The 23,493-nt window shown below is 53.3% G+C and carries 21 protein-coding genes; 14 read left to right on the top strand and 7 right to left on the bottom strand.

The window, feature by feature from the left end; translation table 11 throughout:
* Positions 1-182 precede the first annotated feature (182 nt).
* Positions 183-1,166 carry a DUF1852 domain-containing protein gene (locus CWM52_RS15595; RefSeq protein ID WP_100684914.1) on the top strand — a complete coding sequence of 328 codons (984 nt, stop codon included), beginning with the start codon at positions 183-185 and terminating at the stop codon, positions 1,164-1,166.
* Positions 1,167-1,193: 27 nt separating this feature from the next.
* Positions 1,194-2,225 (top strand): methionine synthase, encoded by a 1,032-nt coding sequence (locus CWM52_RS15590; protein WP_100684913.1) that lies wholly within the window; start codon positions 1,194-1,196, stop codon positions 2,223-2,225.
* A gap of 213 nt (positions 2,226-2,438) precedes the next feature.
* On the opposite strand, the gene CWM52_RS15585 is transcribed toward CWM52_RS15590, so the two are convergent.
* From CWM52_RS15585 to gcvA, 3 genes are all read right to left on the bottom strand, one after another.
* Complete coding sequence (locus CWM52_RS15585) at positions 2,439-2,915, bottom strand: GNAT family N-acetyltransferase (protein ID WP_100684912.1); 477 nt, start codon at positions 2,913-2,915, stop codon at positions 2,439-2,441.
* A 119-nt stretch (positions 2,916-3,034) separates the two neighbouring features.
* Positions 3,035-3,574 (bottom strand): DUF2058 domain-containing protein, encoded by a 540-nt coding sequence (locus CWM52_RS15580; protein WP_100684911.1) that lies wholly within the window; start codon positions 3,572-3,574, stop codon positions 3,035-3,037.
* A 317-nt stretch (positions 3,575-3,891) separates the two neighbouring features.
* Positions 3,892-4,791: a transcriptional regulator GcvA gene (gene gcvA, locus CWM52_RS15575; RefSeq protein WP_100684910.1), complete on the bottom strand. Its 900-nt coding sequence runs from the start codon at positions 4,789-4,791 to the stop codon at positions 3,892-3,894.
* A gap of 155 nt (positions 4,792-4,946) precedes the next feature.
* On the opposite strand from gcvA, the gene CWM52_RS15570 reads away from it, so the two are divergent.
* Positions 4,947-5,840, top strand: a complete 894-nt coding sequence (locus CWM52_RS15570) for a DMT family transporter (RefSeq protein WP_100684909.1) — start codon at positions 4,947-4,949, stop codon at positions 5,838-5,840.
* 368 nt (positions 5,841-6,208) lie between these two features.
* On the opposite strand, the gene CWM52_RS15560 is transcribed toward CWM52_RS15570, so the two are convergent.
* On the bottom strand, positions 6,209-7,753 hold the full coding sequence (locus CWM52_RS15560; RefSeq protein WP_100684907.1) for a sensor domain-containing diguanylate cyclase: 1,545 nt from the start codon (positions 7,751-7,753) through the stop codon (positions 6,209-6,211).
* Between the two features lie 489 nt (positions 7,754-8,242).
* On the bottom strand, positions 8,243-8,881 hold the full coding sequence (locus CWM52_RS15555) for a LysE family translocator (protein WP_100684906.1): 639 nt from the start codon (positions 8,879-8,881) through the stop codon (positions 8,243-8,245).
* 1,196 nt (positions 8,882-10,077) lie between these two features.
* Between CWM52_RS15555 and CWM52_RS15550 the strand changes: the two genes are divergently transcribed.
* Together CWM52_RS15550 and CWM52_RS15545 are read left to right on the top strand one after the other, a co-directional pair.
* Positions 10,078-11,304 carry an MFS transporter gene (locus tag CWM52_RS15550; protein WP_100684905.1) on the top strand — a complete coding sequence of 409 codons (1,227 nt, stop codon included), beginning with the start codon at positions 10,078-10,080 and terminating at the stop codon, positions 11,302-11,304.
* Positions 11,305-11,572: 268 nt separating this feature from the next.
* On the top strand, positions 11,573-12,256 hold the full coding sequence (locus tag CWM52_RS15545) for a class I SAM-dependent methyltransferase (protein WP_100684904.1): 684 nt from the start codon (positions 11,573-11,575) through the stop codon (positions 12,254-12,256).
* 250 nt (positions 12,257-12,506) lie between these two features.
* On the opposite strand, the gene icd is transcribed toward CWM52_RS15545, so the two are convergent.
* A complete protein-coding gene (gene icd, locus CWM52_RS15540; RefSeq protein WP_100684903.1) occupies positions 12,507-13,757 on the bottom strand; it encodes an NADP-dependent isocitrate dehydrogenase in 1,251 nt (416 codons plus the stop codon).
* 233 nt (positions 13,758-13,990) lie between these two features.
* On the opposite strand from icd, the gene rluE reads away from it, so the two are divergent.
* The 8 genes from rluE (at position 13,991) to CWM52_RS15500 (ending at position 22,166) form a co-directional block, all read left to right on the top strand.
* Positions 13,991-14,641 carry a 23S rRNA pseudouridine(2457) synthase RluE gene (gene rluE, locus CWM52_RS15535; protein WP_100684902.1) on the top strand — a complete coding sequence of 217 codons (651 nt, stop codon included), beginning with the start codon at positions 13,991-13,993 and terminating at the stop codon, positions 14,639-14,641.
* A 20-nt stretch (positions 14,642-14,661) separates the two neighbouring features.
* Positions 14,662-15,120: an NUDIX hydrolase gene (locus CWM52_RS15530; protein WP_100684901.1), complete on the top strand. Its 459-nt coding sequence runs from the start codon at positions 14,662-14,664 to the stop codon at positions 15,118-15,120.
* A gap of 56 nt (positions 15,121-15,176) precedes the next feature.
* Positions 15,177-16,283 carry a tRNA 2-thiouridine(34) synthase MnmA gene (mnmA, locus tag CWM52_RS15525; RefSeq protein WP_141964882.1) on the top strand — a complete coding sequence of 369 codons (1,107 nt, stop codon included), beginning with the start codon at positions 15,177-15,179 and terminating at the stop codon, positions 16,281-16,283.
* Between the two features lie 60 nt (positions 16,284-16,343).
* Positions 16,344-16,985: a high frequency lysogenization protein HflD gene (hflD, locus tag CWM52_RS15520; protein WP_100684899.1), complete on the top strand. Its 642-nt coding sequence runs from the start codon at positions 16,344-16,346 to the stop codon at positions 16,983-16,985.
* A 3-nt stretch (positions 16,986-16,988) separates the two neighbouring features.
* Positions 16,989-18,359, top strand: a complete 1,371-nt coding sequence (gene purB, locus CWM52_RS15515; protein WP_100684898.1) for an adenylosuccinate lyase — start codon at positions 16,989-16,991, stop codon at positions 18,357-18,359.
* Positions 18,360-18,783: 424 nt separating this feature from the next.
* Positions 18,784-19,458, top strand: a complete 675-nt coding sequence (phoP, locus tag CWM52_RS15510; RefSeq protein WP_032688316.1) for a two-component system response regulator PhoP — start codon at positions 18,784-18,786, stop codon at positions 19,456-19,458.
* Positions 19,455-20,921, top strand: coding sequence for a two-component system sensor histidine kinase PhoQ (gene phoQ / locus CWM52_RS15505; protein WP_100684897.1), 1,467 nt, complete (start codon positions 19,455-19,457; stop codon positions 20,919-20,921). The genes phoP and phoQ overlap by 4 nt, the downstream gene beginning before the upstream one ends.
* A 123-nt stretch (positions 20,922-21,044) precedes the next feature.
* A complete protein-coding gene (locus tag CWM52_RS15500) occupies positions 21,045-22,166 on the top strand; it encodes a cupin domain-containing protein (protein ID WP_100684896.1) in 1,122 nt (373 codons plus the stop codon).
* 308 nt (positions 22,167-22,474) lie between these two features.
* On the opposite strand, the gene CWM52_RS15495 is transcribed toward CWM52_RS15500, so the two are convergent.
* Positions 22,475-22,978, bottom strand: coding sequence for an REP-associated tyrosine transposase (locus tag CWM52_RS15495; RefSeq protein WP_100684895.1), 504 nt, complete (start codon positions 22,976-22,978; stop codon positions 22,475-22,477).
* Positions 22,979-23,041: 63 nt separating this feature from the next.
* Between CWM52_RS15495 and CWM52_RS15490 the strand changes: the two genes are divergently transcribed.
* Positions 23,042-23,493 (top strand): hypothetical protein (locus CWM52_RS15490; protein WP_133121751.1); only part of this gene is annotated, 452 nt, incomplete at its 3' end.

The raw sequence follows: 23,493 nt of genomic DNA, 5'->3' as shown, positions 1-23,493 counted from the left end.
CCTCATGTTGTAATGAAATTATGTCGCTTTCACTTATCCGGGGACTCTGGCATAAAATGTGTTTATTAATCAGAGACAATATGATGATTACTGAACAATAAAACCAGATAAAAAGAAAGGATATTCTGGGATTCAGGGAATAAATTCAGTCTTCATATCAGAACTTAGGGTACAGCATCGCGATGAATAAAAATTTTACATTTGCTATTAAACGTAGTTGTTTTGACACGCATTATAACCCCGCTGAAAATACGCGAATTACAACCAACTTCGCGAATCTGGCCAGAGGGGACAACCGTGAGGAAAACTTGCGTAACACGCTGACGATGATTGACAACCGTTTTAACTCGCTGGCGTACTGGGATAACCCGAAAGGCGATCGTTATTCTGTCGAACTGGAAATTATTTCAGTTGAGATGACACTCCATGACCAGGATCGCCGCGGCAGCTTCCCGGTGATTGAGATATTAAAAACGAATATTCTTGATAAAAAAACGCAAGAACGTATTGACGGCATCGTCGGGAATAATTTTTCTTCTTATGTACGTGATTATGATTTTAGCGTGCGGCTGTTAGAGCATAACAAACAGCAATCCCAATTTAGCATCCCGGATGGTTTTGGCGATCTGCATGGGAATATTTTTAAACATTTCGTCAATTCACACGAGTATCAGCAGAACTTTAACAAACCGCCGGTAATTTGCCTGAGCGTATCGAGCAAAGACACCTATCAGCGGACCGGAAATCAGCATCCGGTATTGGGTATTGAATATCAGCAAAATGGCTCGTCGCTGACCGAACAATATTTCGCCAAAATGGGATTAAAGGTTCGCTATTTCATGCCGCAGAATAGCGTTGCGCCGTTAGCATTTTATTTTTCTGGTGATGTGCTTAGTGATTACACTAATCTTGAGCTGATCAGCACCATCAGTACGATGGAGACGTTCCAGAAGATTTACCGGCCTGAAATTTACAATGCCAATGCTGCCGCAGGGCAATACTATCAACCGAGCCTGAATCACCAGGATCATTCATTAACCAAAATTGTTTATGATCGGGAAGAACGAAGCCAGCTGGCGATTGAGCAAGGAAAATTTACTGAAGAGCATTTCATTAAGCCTTACCAGAATATTCTTGAGCAATGGTCTGCTGGCTACGCACTTTAATTCACCGAACATACAAGGCTCCCTATTATGAAGAAATTATTACCCACATCGACGGCTGGCAGCTTACCTAAACCTTCCTGGCTGGCAGAGCCTGAGAAACTGTGGTCCCCGTGGAAATTACATAACGAAGAATTAATTGAGGGGAAAAAAGATGCGCTGAGCTTGTCCCTGTACGATCAGCTGCGTGCGGGAATTGACATTGTCAGCGATGGCGAACAAACGCGCCAACACTTTGTCACCACCTTTATTGAGCACCTCAGCGGCGTGGATTTTGAGAAACGCGAAGTGGTGAAAATTCGCAATCGCTATGAGGCGAGCGTGCCGACGGTCGTGGGTGAAGTGGCGCGTCAGAAGCCCGTTTTCGTTGAAGATGCCCGGTTTTTACGTCAGTTGACCAGACAACCGATTAAATGGGCCCTGCCAGGACCGATGACGATGATCGATACCCTCTATGATAATCACTATAAAAGCCGCGAAAAGCTGGCCTGGGAATTTGCCAAAATTCTCAACCAAGAGGCTAAAGAATTAGAGGCGGCGGGTGTCGATATTATCCAGTTTGATGAACCGGCATTTAATGTCTTTTTTGATGAGGTGAATGACTGGGGGATCGCCGCATTAGAACGAGCCATTGAAGGACTAAAATGTGAAACGGCCGTGCATATCTGCTATGGATATGGCATCAAAGCCAATACCGACTGGAAAAAGACGCTGGGGTCAGAGTGGCGTCAGTATGAAGAGGCGTTCCCGAGGCTGCAAACGTCAAATATCGATATCATCTCGCTGGAGTGCCATAACTCGCATGTCCCTATGGACCTGCTTGAGCTGATTCGCGGCAAAAAGGTGATGGTGGGAGCCATTGACGTCGCCACCAATGCCATTGAGACCCCGGAAGAGGTCGCCGGTACGCTACGCAAAGCCCTTGAGTTTGTCGATGCCGATAAGCTTTATCCTTCGACCAACTGCGGTATGGCACCTCTGTCTCGTCAGGTCGCCAGAGGCAAGCTCAATGCGTTAAGTGCCGGCGCGGAGATTGTTCGTCGGGAGCTGCTGGCGAAATAAGCTGCGGAGTAAGCGCGCTGAAGGAATGGTCCGGCTCAGGCGTTCGGAATCACTATCCAGAACCCTCGCCGGACCGAACGGCGCCCAAGGCAACCAGACTCAGGGTAAGCACAGCGGCGAAACCCTGAGGAGCCGTTGGTTCACCACGCCGTTGACCGCAGCCCGGCGCTATAAACGGCTTTTAGTCGACGTCCGCGTAGCGCCGGTCGCGCGTTAACCGGTCAACGTTTTACTCATATTGATTCCCGTCACCCAAAAACCGGTGGACTGGTAGACATGGCGGGCTCGTTCATTATCCCCGGCAACGCGAAGTCGAATCTGTTCAACCCCCTGCTCACGCATCTCCTGCTCAAAAGCGCGTAGCGCCTGCGTGCCCAGCCCCTGCCCCTGGCAGGCACTGAAGATATAAAAATCATAGATGAACACGCTTCGCGTGGCGGCATCGGGTTTGTACCAGAGATAACCGACGTGTCTGTCACGATTGTCTGCCTGGGTAAAGAGACACAGCAGAACCTGCCCGGGCGTATTCACCCCCTCCGGAAGATCCCCGGCGATTTCGCGCTTCGCTTTTGCCAGTGAATCCTCTGCGCTAAGTCGATAGTTGGCGGCGATTTCACGCGCATAATCCGCAATAAAATATTGCAGATAGGCCGGATATTCTTCTTCGCGCATGGGGCGAAACATCATCATTGATTCATCCTTACTGATTCATCCTTTAAGGGGGCGGCATTTTTCGCCGTGAGGCCAGGCGCTCATCCCCTTCACTGAGGCGGCCATTCGACGCAATACAAGACCAACGGCGAGATCAACTACCACATTAAATCATCAGGCACTTTAAAATCAGCATACGGGTCGTCTTCGTCCTGCTCTTCCTGGCTGAGCGCGCTGTGTAACACAATGCTGTCCGCATCGCGCTGCGCAATTTTATCCGCGACGTTAGCCGGAATAATCGCGTATACGCTCTCGCCGTTGCTGTCTGCCACCAAACGCGCGATCGCCAGACGGCCGCTAATCAGTTGGCCCTGAACCAGCTTATCGACAAAAATCTTTTTGATGAGGTTGTTGTCGGTAAAGTTAAAGCCAATGTCCCCTTTTGCTGGCACAATTCGGTTCATTTCAATAAGCTGTTTCACCTGAGCTTTATATTCTTTGGCTAAAACAGCCTGCTTTTGCTGTTCACCGAGCTGCTTATCACGTTCGAGCTGCGCCTTTTTGTTTTCTTCCACCGCCTCTCGCGCTTCACGCGCCTGAACCCGTGATTTTTTCGCCGTTCTTTGCACTTTAGCGACCTTTTTGCTGGTCACTAACCCGGCTTTCAGCAGCTGCTCTTGTAAGGTGAGTTTTGTCATTTCGTCTCTAACCCCGTTGAGAAATTTCTGCGATTATAGCGGGAATGTCGGCGGCTGTACCAGGATTGCATCACCGCAAGATTAGCGGCCACTCTTACAGGTAGAGGGCGCCATGCCGGCTATGCGCGAAATACTGAAGGCCGCCCCAGGTATTCTCCCCATGATGACGATAAATACATCATCGGGATGTTTACTGAATTTAAAGTCAACGGTGGAATAAATCTGCGTAAAAGGCGGGTTTTCGCAGCTGATATAAATTAAATGATTATTTAAAATAAAAAAGAGAACGCCCGTGGGGTCCCCTTTCTGAAGACAGATCAGGCGGGGTACTCATTTTTGTCAGCCGCTGCGGTAGCCGAGATCCAGTCGCGAAACCGTCTGCTTATTCGCGGTAAAATGGCCGTTTCATCATACACTAGGTAGTACGCTATCGGTGAATCAATGGCCGTTCGCAGCGGGCTGATAAGCGTCCCGAGTTTCAGTTCCTCCCGGATCAGCGCGCTGCGCATAAGGGCGATACCTTTCCCTGCCAGCGCAGCCTCCAGTACGCCATTCGAATCGACGAAAACGGGGCCTTTGTCAGTATCGGCACCCGCAATGCCTACCGCATTAAACCAGACAGCCCAGTCCATTCGGTGCTCATCATGCAACAGAGTGTACCGGGTGATATCAAGCGCTGAAGAGAGTGGTTGCTCCTGAGAGATAAGGCGCGGGCTGCAGACGGGCCTGAGTCGGTCGTTCAGAAGGCATTCCGATTCCAGACCGGGATAATGGCCAGTGCCGTGTCTGACAGCAAAGTCGATCCCTTCTGACAATAAATCAACCCGCCGGTTAGTCGTGCTGATTTGCACCTCCACCCCGGGGTTCTCCTTTTCAAATCCCGCCAGACGTGGCAGCAGCCACTGGATTGCGAAACCGCTGGTGCAGCTGAGGGTTATTTTATTCGGTTTTCCTTCATTCATCAGCCGCTGCGTCGCTTCTGCTATCTGACTGAACGCCGGGCGGATTGCACGCAGATAGATCCGGGCCTCATCGGTCAGTTCAAGGCTTCGTGGACTGCGGATAAAAAGGCGCATGCGGGTCATATCTTCCAGTTTTGCAATCTGCTGGCTGACCGCACTGGAGGTGACGCACAGTTCTTCGGCCGCTTTTTTCATACTTAAATGCCTGGCGGCCGACTCAAAGCACATAAGTGCATGTAAAGGGGGAAGTTTCATAATCTGCCTCGGCCTATGCATTAGTAAAACTGAATGATAAAAGAAAAACTTGTTTGTGTGTTTGCTGACATGCTCTTAAAGTTTTTTCATGTTTAAATTTTATTAAGCCGAATGATATATACAACATTTTTCTTTTGATAAAAAGAGGTGTCAAAATGCGTGCCGTCGATTACATCCGATTATTACTTCTTGCCGCCATTTGGGGCGCAAGTTTTTTGTTCATGCGAATTGCTGCACCTGAATTCGGTGCGATTAACACTGCTTTTTTACGCGTCTTTTTTGGCTTTAGTGGGCTTGCCGTTATTTTGTTTGTTGTTAAAGCTTCATTTAATTTTGCAGGGAAGTTCAAATCATCGCTTATTTTAGGGGTAATTAATTCTGGGTTCCCTTTCCTGATGTATTGTCTTGCTGCCAGATGGTTGCCAGCCGGATATTCAGCGATTCTCAATGCCACGACGCCATTAATGGGGGCATTGACTGGATTGATTTTCTTTCGTGAAAGACTCACAACACGAAAATGGGGAGGCGTGTTACTTGGGCTGGTCGGCATTATGGTCATCACCACCGTCGGCGAATCTCGTTCCACGAATGAAACTCTGGCTGGCGTTGTGGCATGCCTTGCGGCTACTGCATGCTATGGTATAGCCGGTTTTCTGACTCGTCGCTGGATTTCAAATAAAGGCGGGCTGGATCCAAAGACCGTCGCTTTCGGCAGCCAGATTGGCGCAACGCTATTTTTGCTGCCTTTTTTTATCTACAGTATCACCATCGGGCCAGCCATTAACTGGCAGCAGGGGGAAGTATGGGCGAGCGTGCTTGCCGTCGGGATCGTGTGTACCGCTTTTGCTTATATTCTGTATTTTCGCCTGATCGCGGATATTGGTCCGCTGCGTTCACTGACTGTTACCTTTTTGATCCCCCCCTTTGCCGTGCTGTGGGGTTATCTGGCGCTGGGTGAAACTATTAATGAAGGGTTTATTATCGGAGCGTTGATGGTGTGTCTTTCTGTATGGCTGGTGGTCGGTGCGGAAAAACTCCGCCAGCCATAAACAGCGAAGCGGCAAAATAATACTCTGACTGACGGCCAGGCAAGGATTACGCAGCCGCTTCACAAACGGCGGACATATCTACTGTCGCAGTTTCGCCTACCGATGCTTGCTGCCACAGCTTCACTATTTTCAGCACGCCGTTCGGCCTTTCCCTGCGGCTCCCCGGCCGACAGAGCCGCTGAAAATTGAGAATGCCGATATCTGGTTTTCGTTCCCCAGGTGACCCGGTGGCGAGAGTCATCTGCCGTTGCGCAAACCGGCTCCTGTTCCTGTCTGAAAACCGCGGCGGTAAAAATCCTGACCAGCACCCCACCGTTCATAAAGCAAAAAATATTCGCAACTTTAGCGCCGCAACGTCAGGCAAATGGCTATTGGCTATGCTCGCTGACCACGACCCGGTTTCGTCCCTGTCGTTTGGCCTGGTATAACGCTGAATCCGCTTCCATAAGGAGTCGTTCGTAGTCGCTGGCATAATCTTTCAGCCCCGCAACACCGATCGAGACCGTAAGATGTCCGGCCTCAGTGAACTCTGTAGCCGATATGACCTGACGGATCCGCTCAGCGATCGCAGCGGACTCTGCGAGCGTGGTTTCCGACAACAGGACCACGAACTCCTCGCCACCAAAGCGGCTGATGACGTCCCCTTTGCGGCATGTCAGTTTTAATAGATCCGCGGCATGAACCAGCACGGCATCGCCAGCACTGTGCCCGAAACGATCGTTAATCGTTTTAAAATGATCGATATCAACAGCAATCGCACACTGATTTTTGAGGTTCTTGATATACGTTAATTGCTCATAGAAACCCCGTCGGTTATACAAACCCGTCAAAGGATCTGTCATCGCCTCATCACTGAGCGCGGCAAATTGCGCAGAGACTAAACGAAAGCGTTTTTCCATCGCATCTCTGAGTAAATAAGCTTCCTGATACCAGGCCCTGATGGATGAGAGTTTCTCCGGGGAGGTAAGGCTGTCGGTGGCCTGAACCAGCCGGGCAAGCTGCGCCAGTGGTTTTGCTATCCGTAATGAAAGGAAAGCCACCCCCGTAGCAATAAAGAACAGTATAGCCAGCACCAGCCCGGAAATTTTCTTCGCAGTATTCAACAACATACTGGTTACAACCTCTGACGGCGTTGACACAATAACATTCCAGTCAGATTTCTTCAGACCCGCATAGCCAACCAAACGATCTCGCCCGACAAAAGAACCGTTTAAGTTGTTGCTCATATACGTTTTCAATTGTGGAGATAAATCGAGACGCGGGGTTGTCTTCGAGGGAGTCGTCGCGAATACCACCATGCCATCGCGATCGACAATAGTTACCGAGACATTATCTTTATAAAAGTGAAGACTAATAATATCGCTTAGCATACTTTGCTTTTTCAGATAAATGCTTCCACCGAGATACCCCAGATAGTGACCATCTGACGAACGGAGTGGGTGCGAGAGCATGATTATCTCATTCCCGGCAACCGACGTGAACGGACCAGAAATCAGCGGTTGTTGAACGGTCAGAGCATTTTGACTGGCGTCAGAATGCACTCTGAGGCCTGTCAGCGCAGGCAAGTAAGGTGAAGTGGCAATAATAACCGCCTTCGCGTTAACCACTCCGACAGAGTTAAAGACTTCTGACCTCAGCTGCAGACGCTCTACCTCATGCCTGGCCAGGGATGTATCGGTGCTATGCAACTCTGACGCGGTCCAGGCTAATTCACGTTGCGCCATGGCCAGATATCGGTCTGTCGTATCAGCAATTTTCATCGCGTAAGCCAGGTTACTCTCAAGGATCGAGTTTTCTATTTCTTTCTTTTGAAATAAATAGATCCCTCCAAGAAGCAGAAAAGTTGTCAGGATAACCCCCCCTGACGAGAGAGCAATAAGCAGGGGGAGGAGAAACGGTTTTTTTTGAAACATTTTTCACCTGTATTACAGAACATCCTGGCAACTTACCTTCACTTTCCCGTCAGGAAAGTTATCTTGCGTAGCCAGCGCAACTCTCAATGGATTTCCCTTTTGACAGGATTTTCATTTCTGCTGTTTTAACGTCATATACAACATTCACGTGTCCATGTGGGGATGATAGCAAATACCTGAGCAGGTATTGTCAGCGCACCTGTTTTCTTCGTGCTTTTGATATTTCCGCTTTCCTGGTCATCAACCGGCGCGCCTCCGGCGCTACATTATACGTTGGTTTACCCGCTTTCATAAATTCCAGCGTCGCGGCATACTCCAGGGAAGGGGCCGGGAACGTTATCGCCCGTCATTTCTCCAGGTAAATGGTCCAATACGCCGCCCCCACACCGCCAGGATATCCCCTCTGCGGTGGTCAAAAGAATTTACGCCCTGGGTTATCAGCGAAAATGTCCGTATTAACGACGCCATAAGGAATAAGTCAGCAGAGGTTCAGATATAAGGATGCAGGGCGGAAATGATAAGGCCAGCTGCAAAACACATGAACACTATCCCGCCGGTTTTATTGAGTTTACTGAAGAGATTACCGGCAGACATCTTCATCTTTACGGCGTGGGCGAAAAGCCCGTAAAGCGAGTGGATGGCGATCACTAAAAGACAGAAAATACCCGCCAGTATCGAAAACTGAGCAACGAATGGCTGCTGTGGGTTAATAAATTGCGGGAACAGCGCCATAAAGAAAACGATAGGTTTGGGATTGAGCAGAGAAACCAGCAGCCCCTGGCGGAAGCGTTGACTCGCCGGCGGTACGACATCGGTTCCTGCGGTGACCGCGCGATTGTTCAGCACAGGGGGTACCGAGCGAAATAATTTGCTCCCCAGGTAGATCAGGTAAGCGGCCCCGGTAACTTTCACCGCCAGCAGCGCCAGCTGGGAGGTGGTGATGATCGCTCCGACACTGCTGGCCGCAACGATCGCTATCACGCCCATTCCGGCGGCCACACCGATGATCCCGGCCATGGCATGGCGCAAGCTGTAGTTCAGTGTGTTCGTCAGGGTGAACAGCACGCCCGGCCCGGGGGTGGCGATGGTCAGGCTGGCGATAAGCATATAAAAAGCGATCTGCTGCATAAAAGTACATCCTGTCAGGAACAGGGGGCGCCGCTGCACCCCGGTAAGATCTGCGGAAATTATCGCGATCTCGTTGATCGGCAAATAAGATACGGTCTGACAGGCGTTCATTCGCGTAATAAATGGCCCACAGGCGCCAGGTCATCTTTTTCAGAACTATTCATGATAAAAACACGGCAATGAATAAACTTAAATTTACTTTATAGTAACGTTTTATTCTTGTCACCAGGTTTTAACAAAACTTTATACATCAATGAATTAAGTAAAATTTAATTCACACATTGAACGAATTGCAGGAGTTTTAATCACCAAAAGTGACGATAAAGTCTATTTTAACACCAGAAATGATATATACCCGGAGTTTCTCCATCGCATTTTATGCCATGAATATTAATGCATTAAGAAAAAATCACTAAATTCAATCATTAAATGGCAAAATAATAGAAAAATACTCTGAATTGCTCTCTTCAGCCTGTACGCTCGCGATCGTGCCATCGATGAGTTCAGGATGGCCGTTAATATCCGCCATATTGGGTGCTGAATGAGCTGGAGTTCCGGATGACGTCCAGCCTACTGAGCAGGCAAGCACGGAGGCTGGATGACATGGCAAAGAGAATAACCGGGAAACGAGCTGGCGTCAGATTCATGTTATTCCTGTTGAACTTTATGCTATAGCCGTCGTAAGCTCTCAATAACGGTTTAATTTAAAACCCCTGTCAGTAAATAATTTATCTATTTTATTATTAATAATAAAATAGATAATTAAATCTGTTGCACCAGGGCAGGGGAAATTTGCTCCCGGACAGTGCAGGCGCGCCATGAATAGCGGGTTAAATCCGCTTTTTTTATGGCATCCTTCTTGCTTTATTTATTGCTCAGGTAATCGAGAAGCCATAAATACAGCGTTCTGATGACACGAATAACGGACGGAAGCTTAAATCATGACCACAAAAATCTTTCACGATGAGAAAGCGGCCCGCCGAAAACCGTTATTTGAACCGCTTCGCTTTGCTCTACCCTGCCCATCCCCTGAGACTTCTGCTCAGGAGCAGCCGCTTGCTTACGGCGGGTTTTACTGTCAGTTGATAAAAACAATACCCGGTGCCCCGGCATCAGCCAGGAATAGTCAGCGTAGCGTTTAACGGCTGCGCCTTGCGCTTTACTTCCGTTCAGTTCATCCCTGTAGGAGGGGCATCATGCGATACATACCGGGCCGCATCCCCGTCATCCTTGCGGTCAGTAATCTGTTTTTTACCTGCGCTGTCTCTGTTGATCTGACCATCGCCACTCTGGTGGGCTATCAGCTGGCGCCGTCTGATGAACTGGCGACAGTGCCATTTGCGCTCATCACTGTCGCCGGCGCGTTCTCGAGTCTGTTTGCGGCCAGCATGATTGGCCGGGGAAACGAAAAACTCGCGTTTATCCTGGGATCGGTATGCGGTACAGCGGGCGGATTATTGTCTTTTCTCGCCGTGCTGAAGGGCAGTTTTTTACTTTTTTGCACCGGCTGTTTTCTTGTCGGCGTCTATCAGGCTTTCAGCCAGTACTATCGTCTGGTTGCCGCCGATCACTCCCCGCCGGAAGTGAAGGGGCAGTCTATCTCTCTGGTCATGATTGGCGGCGTTGTGGCGGCAATCCTCGGGCCGCTGTTGACGATTATTGCGCGGGATGTCCCCGGGCTACCTCGCTTTGCCGGTGTTTATCTCGTTGTGGCAATGCTGGGTATTCTGTCTGCGCTTAATCTGGCCCTGTTCCTCGATCGAGAAAAAAAAGATCCCCCTGCCCCGGACAGCGCCGCGCTTCTGCCAGGGTCACCGACCAGTCGGCAGTTAATGAAACGTGCGGATTACCGTACGGCCTGGCTTCACCTGGTCGTGGGCTCCTTCGTGATGCTTTTTCTTATGACGGCGGCCCCTCTCTCCGTGACGCACCACCATTCAATGAATGAGGGCGCGCTGGTTATTCAGCTGCATCTGCTGGGGATGTATGTCCCTTCACTGTTTACCGGTCTGCTGATACGAAAAGTGGGTATCACCGCTCTGTTATATACCGGGATCGCGCTCAACATATCAGCCATCGCGGTTAACCTGAGCGGGGAAACGATGCTGGCATACAGCTTAAGTCTGCTGCTGGTGGGGATCGGATGGAACTTTATGTTTGTCGGTGGCTCTACGCTGCTCAGTCTCTCTTATCGGGATCATGAGCGAAAAAAAGCACAGGGTCTGGCCGAAACCAGCCGCTTTATTTTTTCCGCGATCGCCACCTCAGGGGCCGGCGTGATGCTGGCAGTTGTGGGCTGGAAGCCGCTGGGCCTGATGATGTTACCTGTTTTACTGATCTGCCTGGTATCCACCTGGCAGTATGGTCATGCTCTCAGGAAAGATGGCGCTATCGCCTCACCTGCTGCTGAAGACGGTTCTTAACCCCGCGCACTCCGGCCGGATGTTACCTCTGCGCCATCATTGAATACCGGTCAGTTTTTTGCGCAGGGAACACGCGGACGCTACGAGCGGAAAATGATACAGGTGTGCCGGATGCAGCCCTGCTGCCGTGTGCTGCCGTGTGCTGCCGTGTGCTGCCGTGTGCTGCCGTGTGCTGCGCAGGCTATTTTCGCTACACAAACGCTTCATCCCATAGCCCTATGGCGTATAAACTGGCGCCTGTGGTCGCTGGCAAAAAGGCATTTTCACTATGAATCCCTATGAACAAGCGTATCGGCAACTGCGGGCTAATGGCGCTACCGCCTGGGCTGGAGAAGGTTATCTCAGGGCCAAAAAACAGCAGGAGCAGATCTTTCACTGGCTCAACTTACATCACCACCTTCCTCGTCCCGGCGCGCCGGTACTTGAATTGGGGTGTGGGAACGGAGCCATGGCCGCGCAGTATCTTGCCGAACAGGGATTTGCTGTGTGGGGGATAGATTTATCAGAAACCGCCATCAGATGGGCAGAAGAGCGTTTTCAGCGCATCGGTCTTTCAGCACACTTTCTTGTCGGTCATGTCGGTGATATCCACCAATGTCAGGATGCCGCGTTTGAGCTCATTATTGATGGCAGTTGTTTGCATTGCCTGATTGATGATGCCCGCAGCCGCTGCTTTGCGGAGGTGAGAAGATTGCTCAAACCCGGAGGACGATTTGTCGTCGGCTCGATGTGTGGAACCCCTCGTTACGCGGAAGACAGAGCGGCATATCATGCCGCGAAGCATCATTTACTCAAAAATGGTCAGCCCTGGCGAACGCTGAGACCACTCCCGGCCTTAATCAATGAGTTCAGGGAAGCGCAATTCGATGTGCTTGCGACCCGCGTGAACAGTAACCCATGGTGGGATCATGCCACCCTGGTATGTTCAGTGAACCGGTCTGCGGCGGATTGAGCCTTCTGATCGCGTCAGCCATTTGCCAGCGACGTCGGTTTCCCTGGCGAGAGAAGCCGACAGTCCCGGCGTCCCCCACTGACATTACATGCCCTGATACCCGCGGCAAGGGATGGACAAAAGAGGCTTTATGAGGATTTTCGGAATGAGGTTTTGAGAACCTGAGTTGATAAAATATTGATAACCATTCAAAAACTAGTAAAAAACGGGAACTGTTAAGCTCCCGTTATTGTTTAACCCAGAGGCTGGATTACATGTTCGCGATAATCGCGTCGCCAAACTCTGAACATTTCAGCAGTTTAGCGCCTTCCATCAGACGTTCAAAGTCATAGGTCACGGTCTTAGCGGCGATGGCGCCTTCGGTGCCTTTAACGATCAGGTCTGCGGCTTCGAACCACTGCATGTGGCGCAGCATCATCTCAGCGGACAGAATAATAGAACCCGGGTTCACCTTATCCTGACCAGCATATTTCGGCGCTGTACCGTGGGTCGCTTCGAACAACGCGCATTCGTCACCGATGTTCGCACCCGGCGCGATACCGATACCGCCAACCTGGGCTGCCAGCGCATCAGAGATGTAGTCGCCGTTCAGGTTCATACAGGCAATGACGTCATACTCCGCCGGACGCAGCAGGATCTGCTGCAGGAAGGCATCGGCGATCACGTCTTTGATGATGATCTCTTTACCGGTGTTCGGGTTTTTAACTTTCTGCCACGGGCCGCCGTCAATCAGCTCGCCACCGAACTCTTCGCGGATCAGCTGGTAACCCCAGTCTTTAAACGCGCCTTCGGTGAACTTCATGATGTTGCCTTTGTGTACCAGGGTCAGCGAATCGCGATCGTTGGTGATAACGTATTCCATAGCCGCGCGAACCAGGCGCTTGGTGCCTTCTTCAGAGCACGGCTTGATACCGATACCGCAATGTTCCGGGAAGCGAATTTTTTTCACGCCCATCTCATCACGCAGGAATTTGATCACTTTTTCTGCTTCAGCAGAGTCCGCTTTCCACTCGATGCCCGCATAGATGTCTTCGGAGTTTTCACGGAAGATAACCATGTCGGTCAGCTCCGGGTGTTTAACCGGGCTCGGAGTACCCTGGTAATAACGAACCGGGCGCAGGCAGACGTAGAGGTCCAGCTCCTGGCGCAGCGCAACGTTCAGGGAACGAATACCGCCGCCAACTGGCGTCGTCAGAGGGCCTTTGATAGCAACACGATAGTCACGAATCAGATCAAGAGTTTCGGCAGGCAGCCAGACGTCCTGGCCATACACCTGGGTCGATTTTTCGCCGGTGTAAATTTCCATCCAGGAAATTTTACGCTCGCCGTTATAGGCTTTCTCAACGGCGGCATCGACCACTTTCAGCATCGCCGGAGTCACGTCGACACCGATACCATCACCCTCGATGAACGGGATGATCGGGTTGTCAGGGACATTCAGTTTGCCATCTTGCAGGGTGATTTTTTGACCTTCCGCCGGAACTACTACTTTGCTTTCCATTAACCTCTCCTTCGAGCGCTTCTGGTTCTGCTCTTCCTTTTCACACTAACCGAGCGTTGGCTTTATCCGCCCACTCCGCCACCGGGTCATCCCGCTAAGCGGAGATTCGCGTCCGTGCCGCCTTCTTCTAGCGCGAATCAGTTTGAGCAATATTTTTGTTAAAAAATTGTGATGAGCATGTCAATACTACCTGAATGTTTGCGTCCATGAAAGGCATTCGTAATTAGGCTATAATGCGGCAATTGTCAGGATCTGAAAATACCATGCAGAAAACTTCATTTAGAAAACATCGCGTTGAGCGATTCAGCTCACAACAAGACGCCAGACAACGCAAAGAACACGCGCCAAAACGCGTGATCTTGTTTAATAAACCCTATGATGTGTTGCCGCAGTTTACGGACGAAGCCGGACGCAGCACGCTGAAAGATTTTATTTCCGTCTCCGGGGTCTACGCGGCGGGTCGTCTTGACCGCGATAGCGAAGGATTACTGGTGCTGACCAACGATGGCGCACTACAGGCCACGCTGACCCAGCCCGGCAAGCGCACCGGTAAAATTTACTATGTTCAGGTCGAAGGCCAGCCAACAGAAGACGCATTAACCGCGCTACGCACTGGCGTCACGCTCAACGATGGCCCTACTCTGCCCGCCGGCATTGAACGGGTGGCAGAACCTGCCTGGCTGTGGCCGCGCAACCCGCCTATCCGCGAACGCAAATCCATTCCCACCAGCTGGCTAAAAATCACCCTTTATGAAGGACGCAACCGTCAGGTGCGACGCATGACCGCCCACGTGGGTTATCCCACGCTGCGGCTTATTCGTTACGCCATGGGCGGCTATACTCTCGACGGACTGGCCAACGGCGAGTGGCGCCAGGTCGGCTAATCACACAAGGAACGGGAAGTATGTTTAAACCGCACGTCACCGTCGCCTGCGTCGTACACGCGAAAGACAAATTTCTGATCGTTGAGGAGACCATCAACGGCAAAGCGCTGTGGAATCAGCCGGCAGGACACCTCGAAGCTGATGAAACGCTGGCGCAGGCCGCTGAGCGAGAGCTGTGGGAAGAGACCGGCATTCGCGCCACGCCGCAGCATTTTATTCGCATGCACCAGTGGATTGCGCCAGACAATACGCCGTTTTTACGCTTTCTGTTCGCCATCGAACTTAACGATACGTGCGCCACGCAACCGCATGACAGCGATATCGACCGCTGTCTGTGGCTGAGTGCGCAACAGATCCTGACGGCGCCAAATCTGCGCTCTCAACTGGTTGCCGAAAGCATCCGCAGCTATCAACAGGACCCGCGCTATCCGCTGTCATTAATTGGCGCGTTTAACTGGCCGCTCCTGGGGGGTGCCTGAGCCGCTCGTGCGTGCTAGAATATGCCGCCTTGAAGTTCAATGTGGTGAATATTCCAATGTCAGAAAGCCAAAAAAAAGTGATCGTCGGCATGTCCGGCGGCGTCGACTCCTCTGTTTCTGCCTGGTTGCTGCTTCAGCAAGGTTATAAGGTAGAAGGCCTGTTCATGAAGAACTGGGAGGAAGACGATGGTGAGGAATACTGCACCGCCGCTGCCGACCTCGCCGACGCGCAAGCCGTCTGCGATAAGCTCGGGATTGAGCTTCATACCGTTAACTTTGCCGCAGAATACTGGGACAACGTGTTTGAACTGTTCCTGGCCGAATACAAAGCCGGGCGCACGCCGAACCCGGACATTCTGTGCAACAAAGAGATCAAATTTAAAGCCTTCCTTGAGTTCGCGGCAGAAGATCTGGGCGCCGACTATATTGCCACCGGCCACTACGTGCGCCGTGCCGATGTCAATGGTAAAAGCCAGCTGCTGCGCGGTCTCGACGGCAACAAAGATCAAAGCTACTTCCTGTACACCCTCGGCCATGAGCAGATTGCCCAGAGCCTGTTCCCGGTTGGCGAGCTGGAAAAGCCGCAGGTGCGCAAGATAGCGGAAGATCTCGACCTGATCACCGCGAAGAAAAAAGACTCTACCGGGATCTGCTTTATCGGCGAACGTAAATTCCGCGAGTTCCTCGGCCGCTACCTTCCTGCTCAGCCGGGCAAAATCGTCACCGTTGACGGCGACGAAATCGGCGAGCATCAGGGTCTGATGTATCATACCCTTGGCCAGCGTAAAGGCCTCGGCATCGGCGGCACCAAAGAAGGCAGCGAAGACCCGTGGTACGTTGTTGATAAAGACGTCGAAAGCAATATTCTGGTTGTGGCTCAAGGGCACGACCACCCGCGTCTGATGTCCAGAGGGCTGATTGCCCAACAGCTGCACTGGGTCGATCGCGAGCCGGTTAAAGGTACTCTGCGCTGCACGGTGAAGACCCGCTATCGCCAGACCGATATTCCGTGCACCGTAAACGCGCTGGATGACGAACGCATCGAAGTGCTTTTTGATGAACCGGTTGCGGCAGTGACGCCGGGCCAGTCGGCGGTCTTCTATCTTGGCGAAGTGTGCCTCGGCGGCGGCGTGATCGAGCAGCGTCTGCCGCTGCAGTCCTGACAGACAGTTTTTTACCGCCGGTGAGGCAAAATCCTCGCCGACGGTTTACAAGGAGTAGGTGTGGCGAAGAATTATTATGACATCACGTTGGCGCTGGCGGGCATCTGCCAGGCCGCCCGTCTGGTTCAGCAACTGGCGCACCAGGGCCATTGCGACGGCGATGCCCTGCACGTTTCGCTGAACAGCATCATCGATCTCAACCCGGATTCAACTCTAGCGGTGTTCGGTGGCAGTGAAGCCAATCTTCGCCTCGGGCTGGAAACCCTGCTCGGCGTACTCAACAGCGGCAGTCGTCAGGGCCTCAATGCCGAGCTGACCCGCTACACGTTAAGCCTGATGGTGCTTGAGCGTAAGCTTGACGGGAGCAAAGGGGCGATGGATACCCTCGGCAACCGTATTGCCGGCCTGCGCCGTCAGCTGGAACATTTCGATTTGCAATCTGAAACCCTGCTCAGCGCCATGGCGGGCATCTATGTTGATGTCATCAGCCCACTGGGCCCACGTATTCAGGTGACCGGCTCACCGGCCGTGTTGCAGAGCCCGCAGGTTCAGGCCAAAGTTCGCGCCTCCCTGCTGGCAGGCATTCGCGCCGCCGTGCTCTGGCACCAGGTGGGCGGCGGGCGCATGCAGCTCATGTTTTCTCGTAATCGTCTGGTTAACCAGGCCAAACAAATTCTTGCTCATTTAACCCCGGAGTTGTGATCTATGGAATTATCCTCACTGACCGCCGTTTCCCCTGTCGATGGACGCTACGGCGATAAAGTCAGCGCGCTGCGCGGTATCTTCAGCGAATTCGGTTTGCTGAAATTCCGTGTACAAGTTGAAGTACGTTGGCTGCAAAAGTTAGCCGCGCACGCAGCGATCAAGGAAGTTCCTGCTTTTGCTGCCGACGCAAACGGTTTCCTTGATAAAATCGTTGCCGACTTCAGCGTTGAAGACGCGCAGCGCATCAAAACCATCGAGCGTACCACTAACCACGATGTCAAAGCGGTAGAGTATTTCCTCAAGGAAAAAGTGGCCGATATCGCTGAACTGCACGCGGTATCCGAATTCATCCACTTCGCCTGCACCTCCGAAGATATCAATAACCTCTCCCACGCGCTGATGCTGAAAACCGCGCGCGATGAGGTGGTTCTGCCGTACTGGCGCAAGCTTATCGACGCGGTGAAAGACCTGGCGGTTCAGTATCGCGATGTGCCGCTGCTGTCCCGAACTCACGGTCAGCCGGCCACGCCGTCCACCATGGGTAAAGAGATGGCTAACGTCGCTTACCGTATGGAGCGTCAGTATCGTCAGCTGAACCAGGTGGAAATTCTGGGCAAAATCAACGGCGCGGTGGGTAACTATAACGCCCACATCGCGGCCTATCCGGAAGTGGACTGGCACCAGTTCAGCGAAGAGTTCGTCACCTCGCTGGGCATCCAGTGGAACCCATACACCACGCAGATTGAGCCGCATGACTATATTGCCGAGCTGTTCGACTGCATCGCGCGCTTCAACACCATCCTGATCGACTTCGATCGCGACGTGTGGGGCTATATCGCCCTCAACCATTTCAAGCAGAAAACGATCGCCGGCGAAATCGGTTCCTCCACCATGCCGCATAAAGTGAACCCGATCGATTTCGAGAACTCCGAAGGTAACCTCGGCCTGGCTAACGCCATGATGCAGCATCTGGCGAGCAAACTGCCGGTTTCCCGCTGGCAGCGCGACCTGACGGACTCCACCGTCCTGCGTAACCTCGGCGTAGGCATCGGCTATGCGCTGATTGCTTACCAGTCGACCCTTAAAGGCGTCAGCAAGCTGGAGCTGAACGGCGATCGCCTGCTGGACGAGCTGGATCATAACTGGGAAGTGCTGGCTGAGCCGATCCAGACCGTGATGCGCCGCTACGGCATCGAAAAACCGTACGAGAAGCTCAAAGAGCTGACCCGCGGCAAGCGCGTGGACGCGCAAGGGATGCAGCAGTTTATCGACAGTCTGCCGCTGCCGGAAGATGAGAAGGTTCGTCTGAAAGCCATGACCCCGGCTAACTACATCGGCCGCGCCACCACCATGGTTGATGAACTGAAGTAAGCGCCTGGCCTCGCCTTCCAGCCGGAATCAGCGAGGAGCGCATGAATACCGATAAACAGATGGCCGGGAATCATTCCGGCCATTCATTCGCCAGAGCGTCGTCAGGGCGATAAATGCCCCCGCCACACGCCTGAGTTCGCTTTTTTCCTCGCATCACCCATTGAAGCGCCGTTTTATCCGCGCCATGTTCGCCAGGCTGGAAACATGAGGATAAACTTGCCAATATATGTCCACGATATGCCCCTTCTCTTGCCGGACACATATCGGACGCTGGCGCTACCTCCCTCTCTCCACCGACGTGGCAGGCCAGCAAATGGGACGACAGGCCTGGTTGCAACAAAAGCCTTTCATTTACAGCCGTTTAAATTCAGTATATCTAATCAGCGCTACACTACTTAAAATCAAAATAAACGGGAGAAAAGGCATGCGCGTGCTCGTCGTTGAGGATAACGCTTTACTGCGCCATCACCTGAAAGTCCAGCTCCAGGAATTAGGCCACCAGGTGGACGCAGCAGAAGATGCGAAGGAAGCCGATTACTATCTGGGTGAACACGTGCCGGATATCGCCATTGTCGATCTGGGCCTGCCCGATGAAGACGGTCTTTCGCTGATTCGCCGCTGGCGCAGTCATGACGTGTCGGTTCCGGTGCTGGTATTGACCGCCCGCGAAGGCTGGCAGGACAAAGTCGAGGTGCTGAGCGCCGGGGCGGACGACTACGTCACCAAGCCGTTCCATATTGAAGAAGTCGCAGCCCGGATGCAGGCGCTTTTGCGTCGTAATAGCGGCCTGGCGTCACAGGTTATTTCCATTCCGCCTTTCCAGGTCGACCTGTCACGCCGCGAGCTGTCGATTAACGAACAGCCCATCAAGCTGACCGCCTTTGAATACACCATTATGGAAACGCTGATTCGCAACCGTGGCAAAGTCGTCAGCAAAGATTCATTAATGCTCCAGCTCTACCCCGATGCTGAACTGCGCGAAAGCCACACCATCGACGTTCTGATGGGGCGGCTGCGGAAAAAAATTCAGACTCAGCACCCGCATGACGTCATTACAACAGTGCGCGGCCAGGGCTATTTATTTGAACTGCGCGAATGAAAAATCCGCTAAGGCATATTTTGCCGCTTTCATTACGCGTGCGTTTTCTGCTGGCGACGGCGGCTGTGGTGCTGGTGCTGTCGCTGGCCTATGGCATGGTTGCGCTGGTGGGCTACAGCGTCAGCTTTGATAAAACCACCTTCCGCCTGCTGCGCGGCGAAAGTAACCTGTTCTACATGCTGGCAAGGTGGGAAAATAATCGCATCGATGTGGATATCCCCGAAAGACTGAACATGCAGAGCCCGACGGTTACGTTGATATACGATGCCAACGGCAAACTGCTGTGGATGCAGCGCGATGTCGCCTGGCTGGCAAAACGCATTCAGCCCGAATGGCTGAAAAGCAACGGCTTCCACGAAATCGAGTCCGACGTTGACAGCAGCAGCATGCTGCTGCGCGACAATCATCAGTTCCAGGAGGAGCTGGACGCCCTTCGCCAGCAGGATGATGGTTCAGAAATGACCCACTCGGTGGCGATCAATATCTATCCGGCAACCGATAAGATGCCGCAGCTGAGCATCGTGGTGATTGACACCATTCCCGTCGAGTTGAAACGTTCTTATATGGTCTGGAGCTGGTTCGTTTACGTGCTGGTTGCCAATCTGCTGCTGGTGATCCCGCTGCTTTGGGTGGCGGCCTGGTGGAGCCTGCGCCCTATCGAGTCGCTGGCAAAAGAGGTCCGTGAGCTGGAAGAGCATCACCGCGAGATGCTCAACCCGAATACCACCCGCGAACTGACCCGGCTGGTCAGCAACCTTAACCGGCTACTTAAAAGCGAGCGCGAGCGTTACGACAAATATCGCACCACGCTGACCGATCTGACCCACAGTCTGAAAACCCCGCTGGCCGTGCTGCAAAGCACTTTACGTTCTTTGCGCGGCGAAAAAATCGACCTCAATGAAGCAGAGCCTATCATGCTGGAGCAGATCAGTCGCATCTCACAGCAAATCGGCTACTATCTGCATCGCGCCAGCATGCGCAGCGGCGGTACGCTGCTCAGCCGCGAACTGCATCCGATTGCGCCGCTGCTCGACAAGCTGACCTCGGCGCTGAACAAGGTTTATCAGCGTAAAGGGGTCAATATCAGTCTCGATATCTCTCCGGAGACAAGCTTCGTCGGCGAACAGAATGATTTTATGGAAGTGATGGGCAACGTGCTGGATAACGCCTGTAAATATTGTCTGGAATTTGTCGAAGTCTCCGTGCGTCAGACCAACGACAACCACCTGCATATTCTGGTGGAAGATGATGGCCCCGGCATCCCGTTAAACCAGCGGGCCGCGGTATTCGATCGCGGGCAACGCGCCGATACGCTGCGGCCGGGCCAGGGCGTGGGACTTTCCGTCGCCCGGGATATCGTTGAGCAATACGATGGCGACATCCTCACCGGTGAAAGCCTGCTCGGCGGAGCCTGCATGGAGGTGGTTTTTGGCCGCCAGTTGCCCGACGATACGGAAAGCTGAACCTCCCCGCTTGCCGCGGTTGGGCAAACTCTGTGACTGCGCAGCACAATCGCCGTCAACAAAGAGGCAGTTTGAAGCATGGCGTGTATAATCCCAGACAGACACCTGCTGTGGAATAAAAAAATGGATTATCAATTAACGCTTAACTGGCCTGACTTTATCGAACGCTACTGGCAAAAACGCCCGGTAGTCCTCAAGCGCGGCTTCGCTAATTTCGTCGACCCGATTAGCCCGGATGAACTGGCCGGGCTGGCGATGGAAAGCGAAGTCGATAGCCGTCTGGTCAGCCATCAGGACGGGAAGTGGCAGGTCAGCCATGGTCCTTTCGAAAGCTACGATCACCTAAGCGAAAACAACTGGTCACTGCTGGTGCAGGCGGTGAATAACTGGCACGAGCCGACGGCCGCGCTGATGCAACCCTTCCGCGCCCTCCCCGACTGGCGTATTGATGATCTGATGATCTCTTTCTCCGTACCCGGCGGCGGCGTAGGCCCCCATCTCGATCAATATGACGTGTTTATCATCCAGGGAACCGGCCGACGTCGTTGGCGCGTGGGCGATAAAGTCCCGATGAAGCAGCACTGTCCACATCCGGACCTGCTGCAGGTGGATCCCTTCGACGCCATCATTGATGAAGAGATGGAGCCCGGCGATATTCTCTATATTCCGCCGGGATTCCCGCATGAAGGTTACTCCCTGGAAAACTCGCTGAATTATTCGGTGGGCTATCGCGCGCCGAACGCCCGCGAGCTGTTCAGCGGTTTTGCCGACTATGTTCTGCAGCGTGAACTGGGCAGCCAGCGCTATGCCGACCCGGACGTGCCTTCCCGCGATCATCCGGCGGATATTCTGCCGGCTGAACTGGATCGTCTGCGCGATATGATGCTGGGGTTGATTAACCAGCCCGAGCATTTTAAGCAGTGGTTTGGCGAGTTTATTACCCAGTCCCGCCACGAGCTGGACGTGGCTCCTGCTGAGCCACCGTATCAGCCTGATGAAATTTACGACGCGCTGCAACAGGGCGATCGCCTGGTGCGGCTGGGCGGGCTGCGCGTGTTGCGTATTGACGGCGAGGTGTTCGTCAACGGCGAGAAAATTAATTCGCCGCACCGCCCGGCGCTGGACGCGCTGGCAACGCATCTGTCGCTTAACGCGGCACATTTTGGCGATGCGCTGGAAGACCCGTCGTTCCTCGCGATGCTTGCCGCGCTGGTCAACTGCGGCTACTGGTTCTTCGAGGACTGAGCCCCGAGGTTGCCCGGTGGCGGCTCGTGCCTTACCGGGCCTACAGGCCGGGCTCCAGGTTTGTGCGCTGCGGCGGATGTATCACCCGGTGGCGGCTCGCGCCTTACCGGGCCTGTGGGCCGGGCTCCGGGTTTGTGCGCCGCGGCGGATGTATCGCCCGGTGGCGGCTCACGCCTTACCGGACCTGTGGGCCGGGCTTCGGGTTTATACGCCGTGGCGGATGTATCGCCCGGTGGCGGCTCACGCCTTACCAGGCCTGTGGGATAAATGTGGGGCCGGATTCTGTAGGCCGGGTAAGGCGTCAGCAGTCACCCGGCGTTCTGTCTGCGCTCTCCGGCGTCAAAATCGGCAACGTCCCCTGCCCAATCCGGCGGATACAACCCGATACTCACATCACGATGAAAAGTTGAGTACGGCCAGTCAATCACCCTCTGCACGTAGCCATGCTTCACCGGATTGATGTAAACGTAATCCATATGCCGCCGGTAATCGTCTTCGTTACGGATGGCATGTTCCCAGAAACGAGGCTGCCAGACCTCTCGCCTTCCCAGTTCGCGGGTAAAAGTTTTCTTAATATCCCGCCAGCGCCCCGAATAATCGGTATCGCCTTGCGGTAACGTCCAGATAGCGTGCATATGCTCGGGTAAAATAACCCACGCGTTAATCAGAAAGGGCTTTTTGCGTTTAATCGCCGCTGTCACGGTGCGAAGTTGATCGATATGGCGGATCAAAAGATCGCTTTGCCGATTTTGCAAATTGACAGTAAAGAACCAGGTGCCACCAGGGATATAGCTGCGGCGGTAATGTGACATCAGAGGTTCTCTCCTCTTCAGCAGAGACGGTATCTATACGAACGGCGCATCCTGTATCGCCCGGTGGCGGCTCGTGCCTTACCGGGCCTACAGGCCGGGCTCCAGGTTTGTGCGCTGCGGCGGATGTATCACCCGGTGGCGGCTCGCGCCTTACCGGGCCTGTGGGCCGGGCTCCGGGTTTGTGCGCCGTGGTGGATGTGTCGCCCGGTGGCGGCTCACGCCTTACCGGGCCTGTGGGCCGGGCTTCGGGTTTATACGCCGTGGCGGATGTATCGCCCGGTGGCGGCTCACGCCTTACCGGGCCTGTGGGCCGGGCTCCGGGTTTGTGCGCCGTGGCGGATGTGTCGCCCGGTGGCGGCTCGCGCCTTACCGGGCCTGTGGGCCGGGCTCCGGGTTTGTGCGCTGTGGTGGATGTGTCGCCCGGTGGCGGCTCACGCCTTACCGGGCCTGTGGGCCGGGCTTCGGGTTTATACGCCGTGGCGGATGTATCGCCCGGTGGCGGCTCACGCCTTACC

This window comes from Raoultella sp. T31 (assembly GCF_002806725.1).
GTDB lineage: Bacteria > Pseudomonadota > Gammaproteobacteria > Enterobacterales > Enterobacteriaceae > Klebsiella > Klebsiella electrica.
The sequence above is the reverse complement of the archived record's forward strand: the minus strand, read 5'-3'. Positions and strand labels throughout refer to the sequence as shown.

Coding starts and splice junctions, on each gene's coding strand:
- CWM52_RS15595 (WP_100684914.1), top strand. CDS start 183: ATGAATAAAAATTTTACATTTGCTATTAAACGTAGTTGTTTTGACACG.
- CWM52_RS15590 (WP_100684913.1), top strand. CDS start 1,194: ATGAAGAAATTATTACCCACATCGACGGCTGGCAGCTTACCTAAACCT.
- CWM52_RS15585 (WP_100684912.1), bottom strand. CDS start 2,915: ATGATGATGTTTCGCCCCATGCGCGAAGAAGAATATCCGGCCTATCTG.
- CWM52_RS15580 (WP_100684911.1), bottom strand. CDS start 3,574: ATGACAAAACTCACCTTACAAGAGCAGCTGCTGAAAGCCGGGTTAGTG.
- gcvA (WP_100684910.1), bottom strand. CDS start 4,791: ATGAAACTTCCCCCTTTACATGCACTTATGTGCTTTGAGTCGGCCGCC.
- CWM52_RS15570 (WP_100684909.1), top strand. CDS start 4,947: ATGCGTGCCGTCGATTACATCCGATTATTACTTCTTGCCGCCATTTGG.
- CWM52_RS15560 (WP_100684907.1), bottom strand. CDS start 7,753: ATGTTTCAAAAAAAACCGTTTCTCCTCCCCCTGCTTATTGCTCTCTCG.
- CWM52_RS15555 (WP_100684906.1), bottom strand. CDS start 8,881: ATGCAGCAGATCGCTTTTTATATGCTTATCGCCAGCCTGACCATCGCC.
- CWM52_RS15550 (WP_100684905.1), top strand. CDS start 10,078: ATGCGATACATACCGGGCCGCATCCCCGTCATCCTTGCGGTCAGTAAT.
- CWM52_RS15545 (WP_100684904.1), top strand. CDS start 11,573: ATGAATCCCTATGAACAAGCGTATCGGCAACTGCGGGCTAATGGCGCT.
- icd (WP_100684903.1), bottom strand. CDS start 13,757: ATGGAAAGCAAAGTAGTAGTTCCGGCGGAAGGTCAAAAAATCACCCTG.
- rluE (WP_100684902.1), top strand. CDS start 13,991: ATGCGGCAATTGTCAGGATCTGAAAATACCATGCAGAAAACTTCATTT.
- CWM52_RS15530 (WP_100684901.1), top strand. CDS start 14,662: ATGTTTAAACCGCACGTCACCGTCGCCTGCGTCGTACACGCGAAAGAC.
- mnmA (WP_141964882.1), top strand. CDS start 15,177: ATGTCAGAAAGCCAAAAAAAAGTGATCGTCGGCATGTCCGGCGGCGTC.
- purB (WP_100684898.1), top strand. CDS start 16,989: ATGGAATTATCCTCACTGACCGCCGTTTCCCCTGTCGATGGACGCTAC.
- phoP (WP_032688316.1), top strand. CDS start 18,784: ATGCGCGTGCTCGTCGTTGAGGATAACGCTTTACTGCGCCATCACCTG.
- phoQ (WP_100684897.1), top strand. CDS start 19,455: ATGAAAAATCCGCTAAGGCATATTTTGCCGCTTTCATTACGCGTGCGT.
- CWM52_RS15500 (WP_100684896.1), top strand. CDS start 21,045: ATGGATTATCAATTAACGCTTAACTGGCCTGACTTTATCGAACGCTAC.
- CWM52_RS15495 (WP_100684895.1), bottom strand. CDS start 22,978: ATGTCACATTACCGCCGCAGCTATATCCCTGGTGGCACCTGGTTCTTT.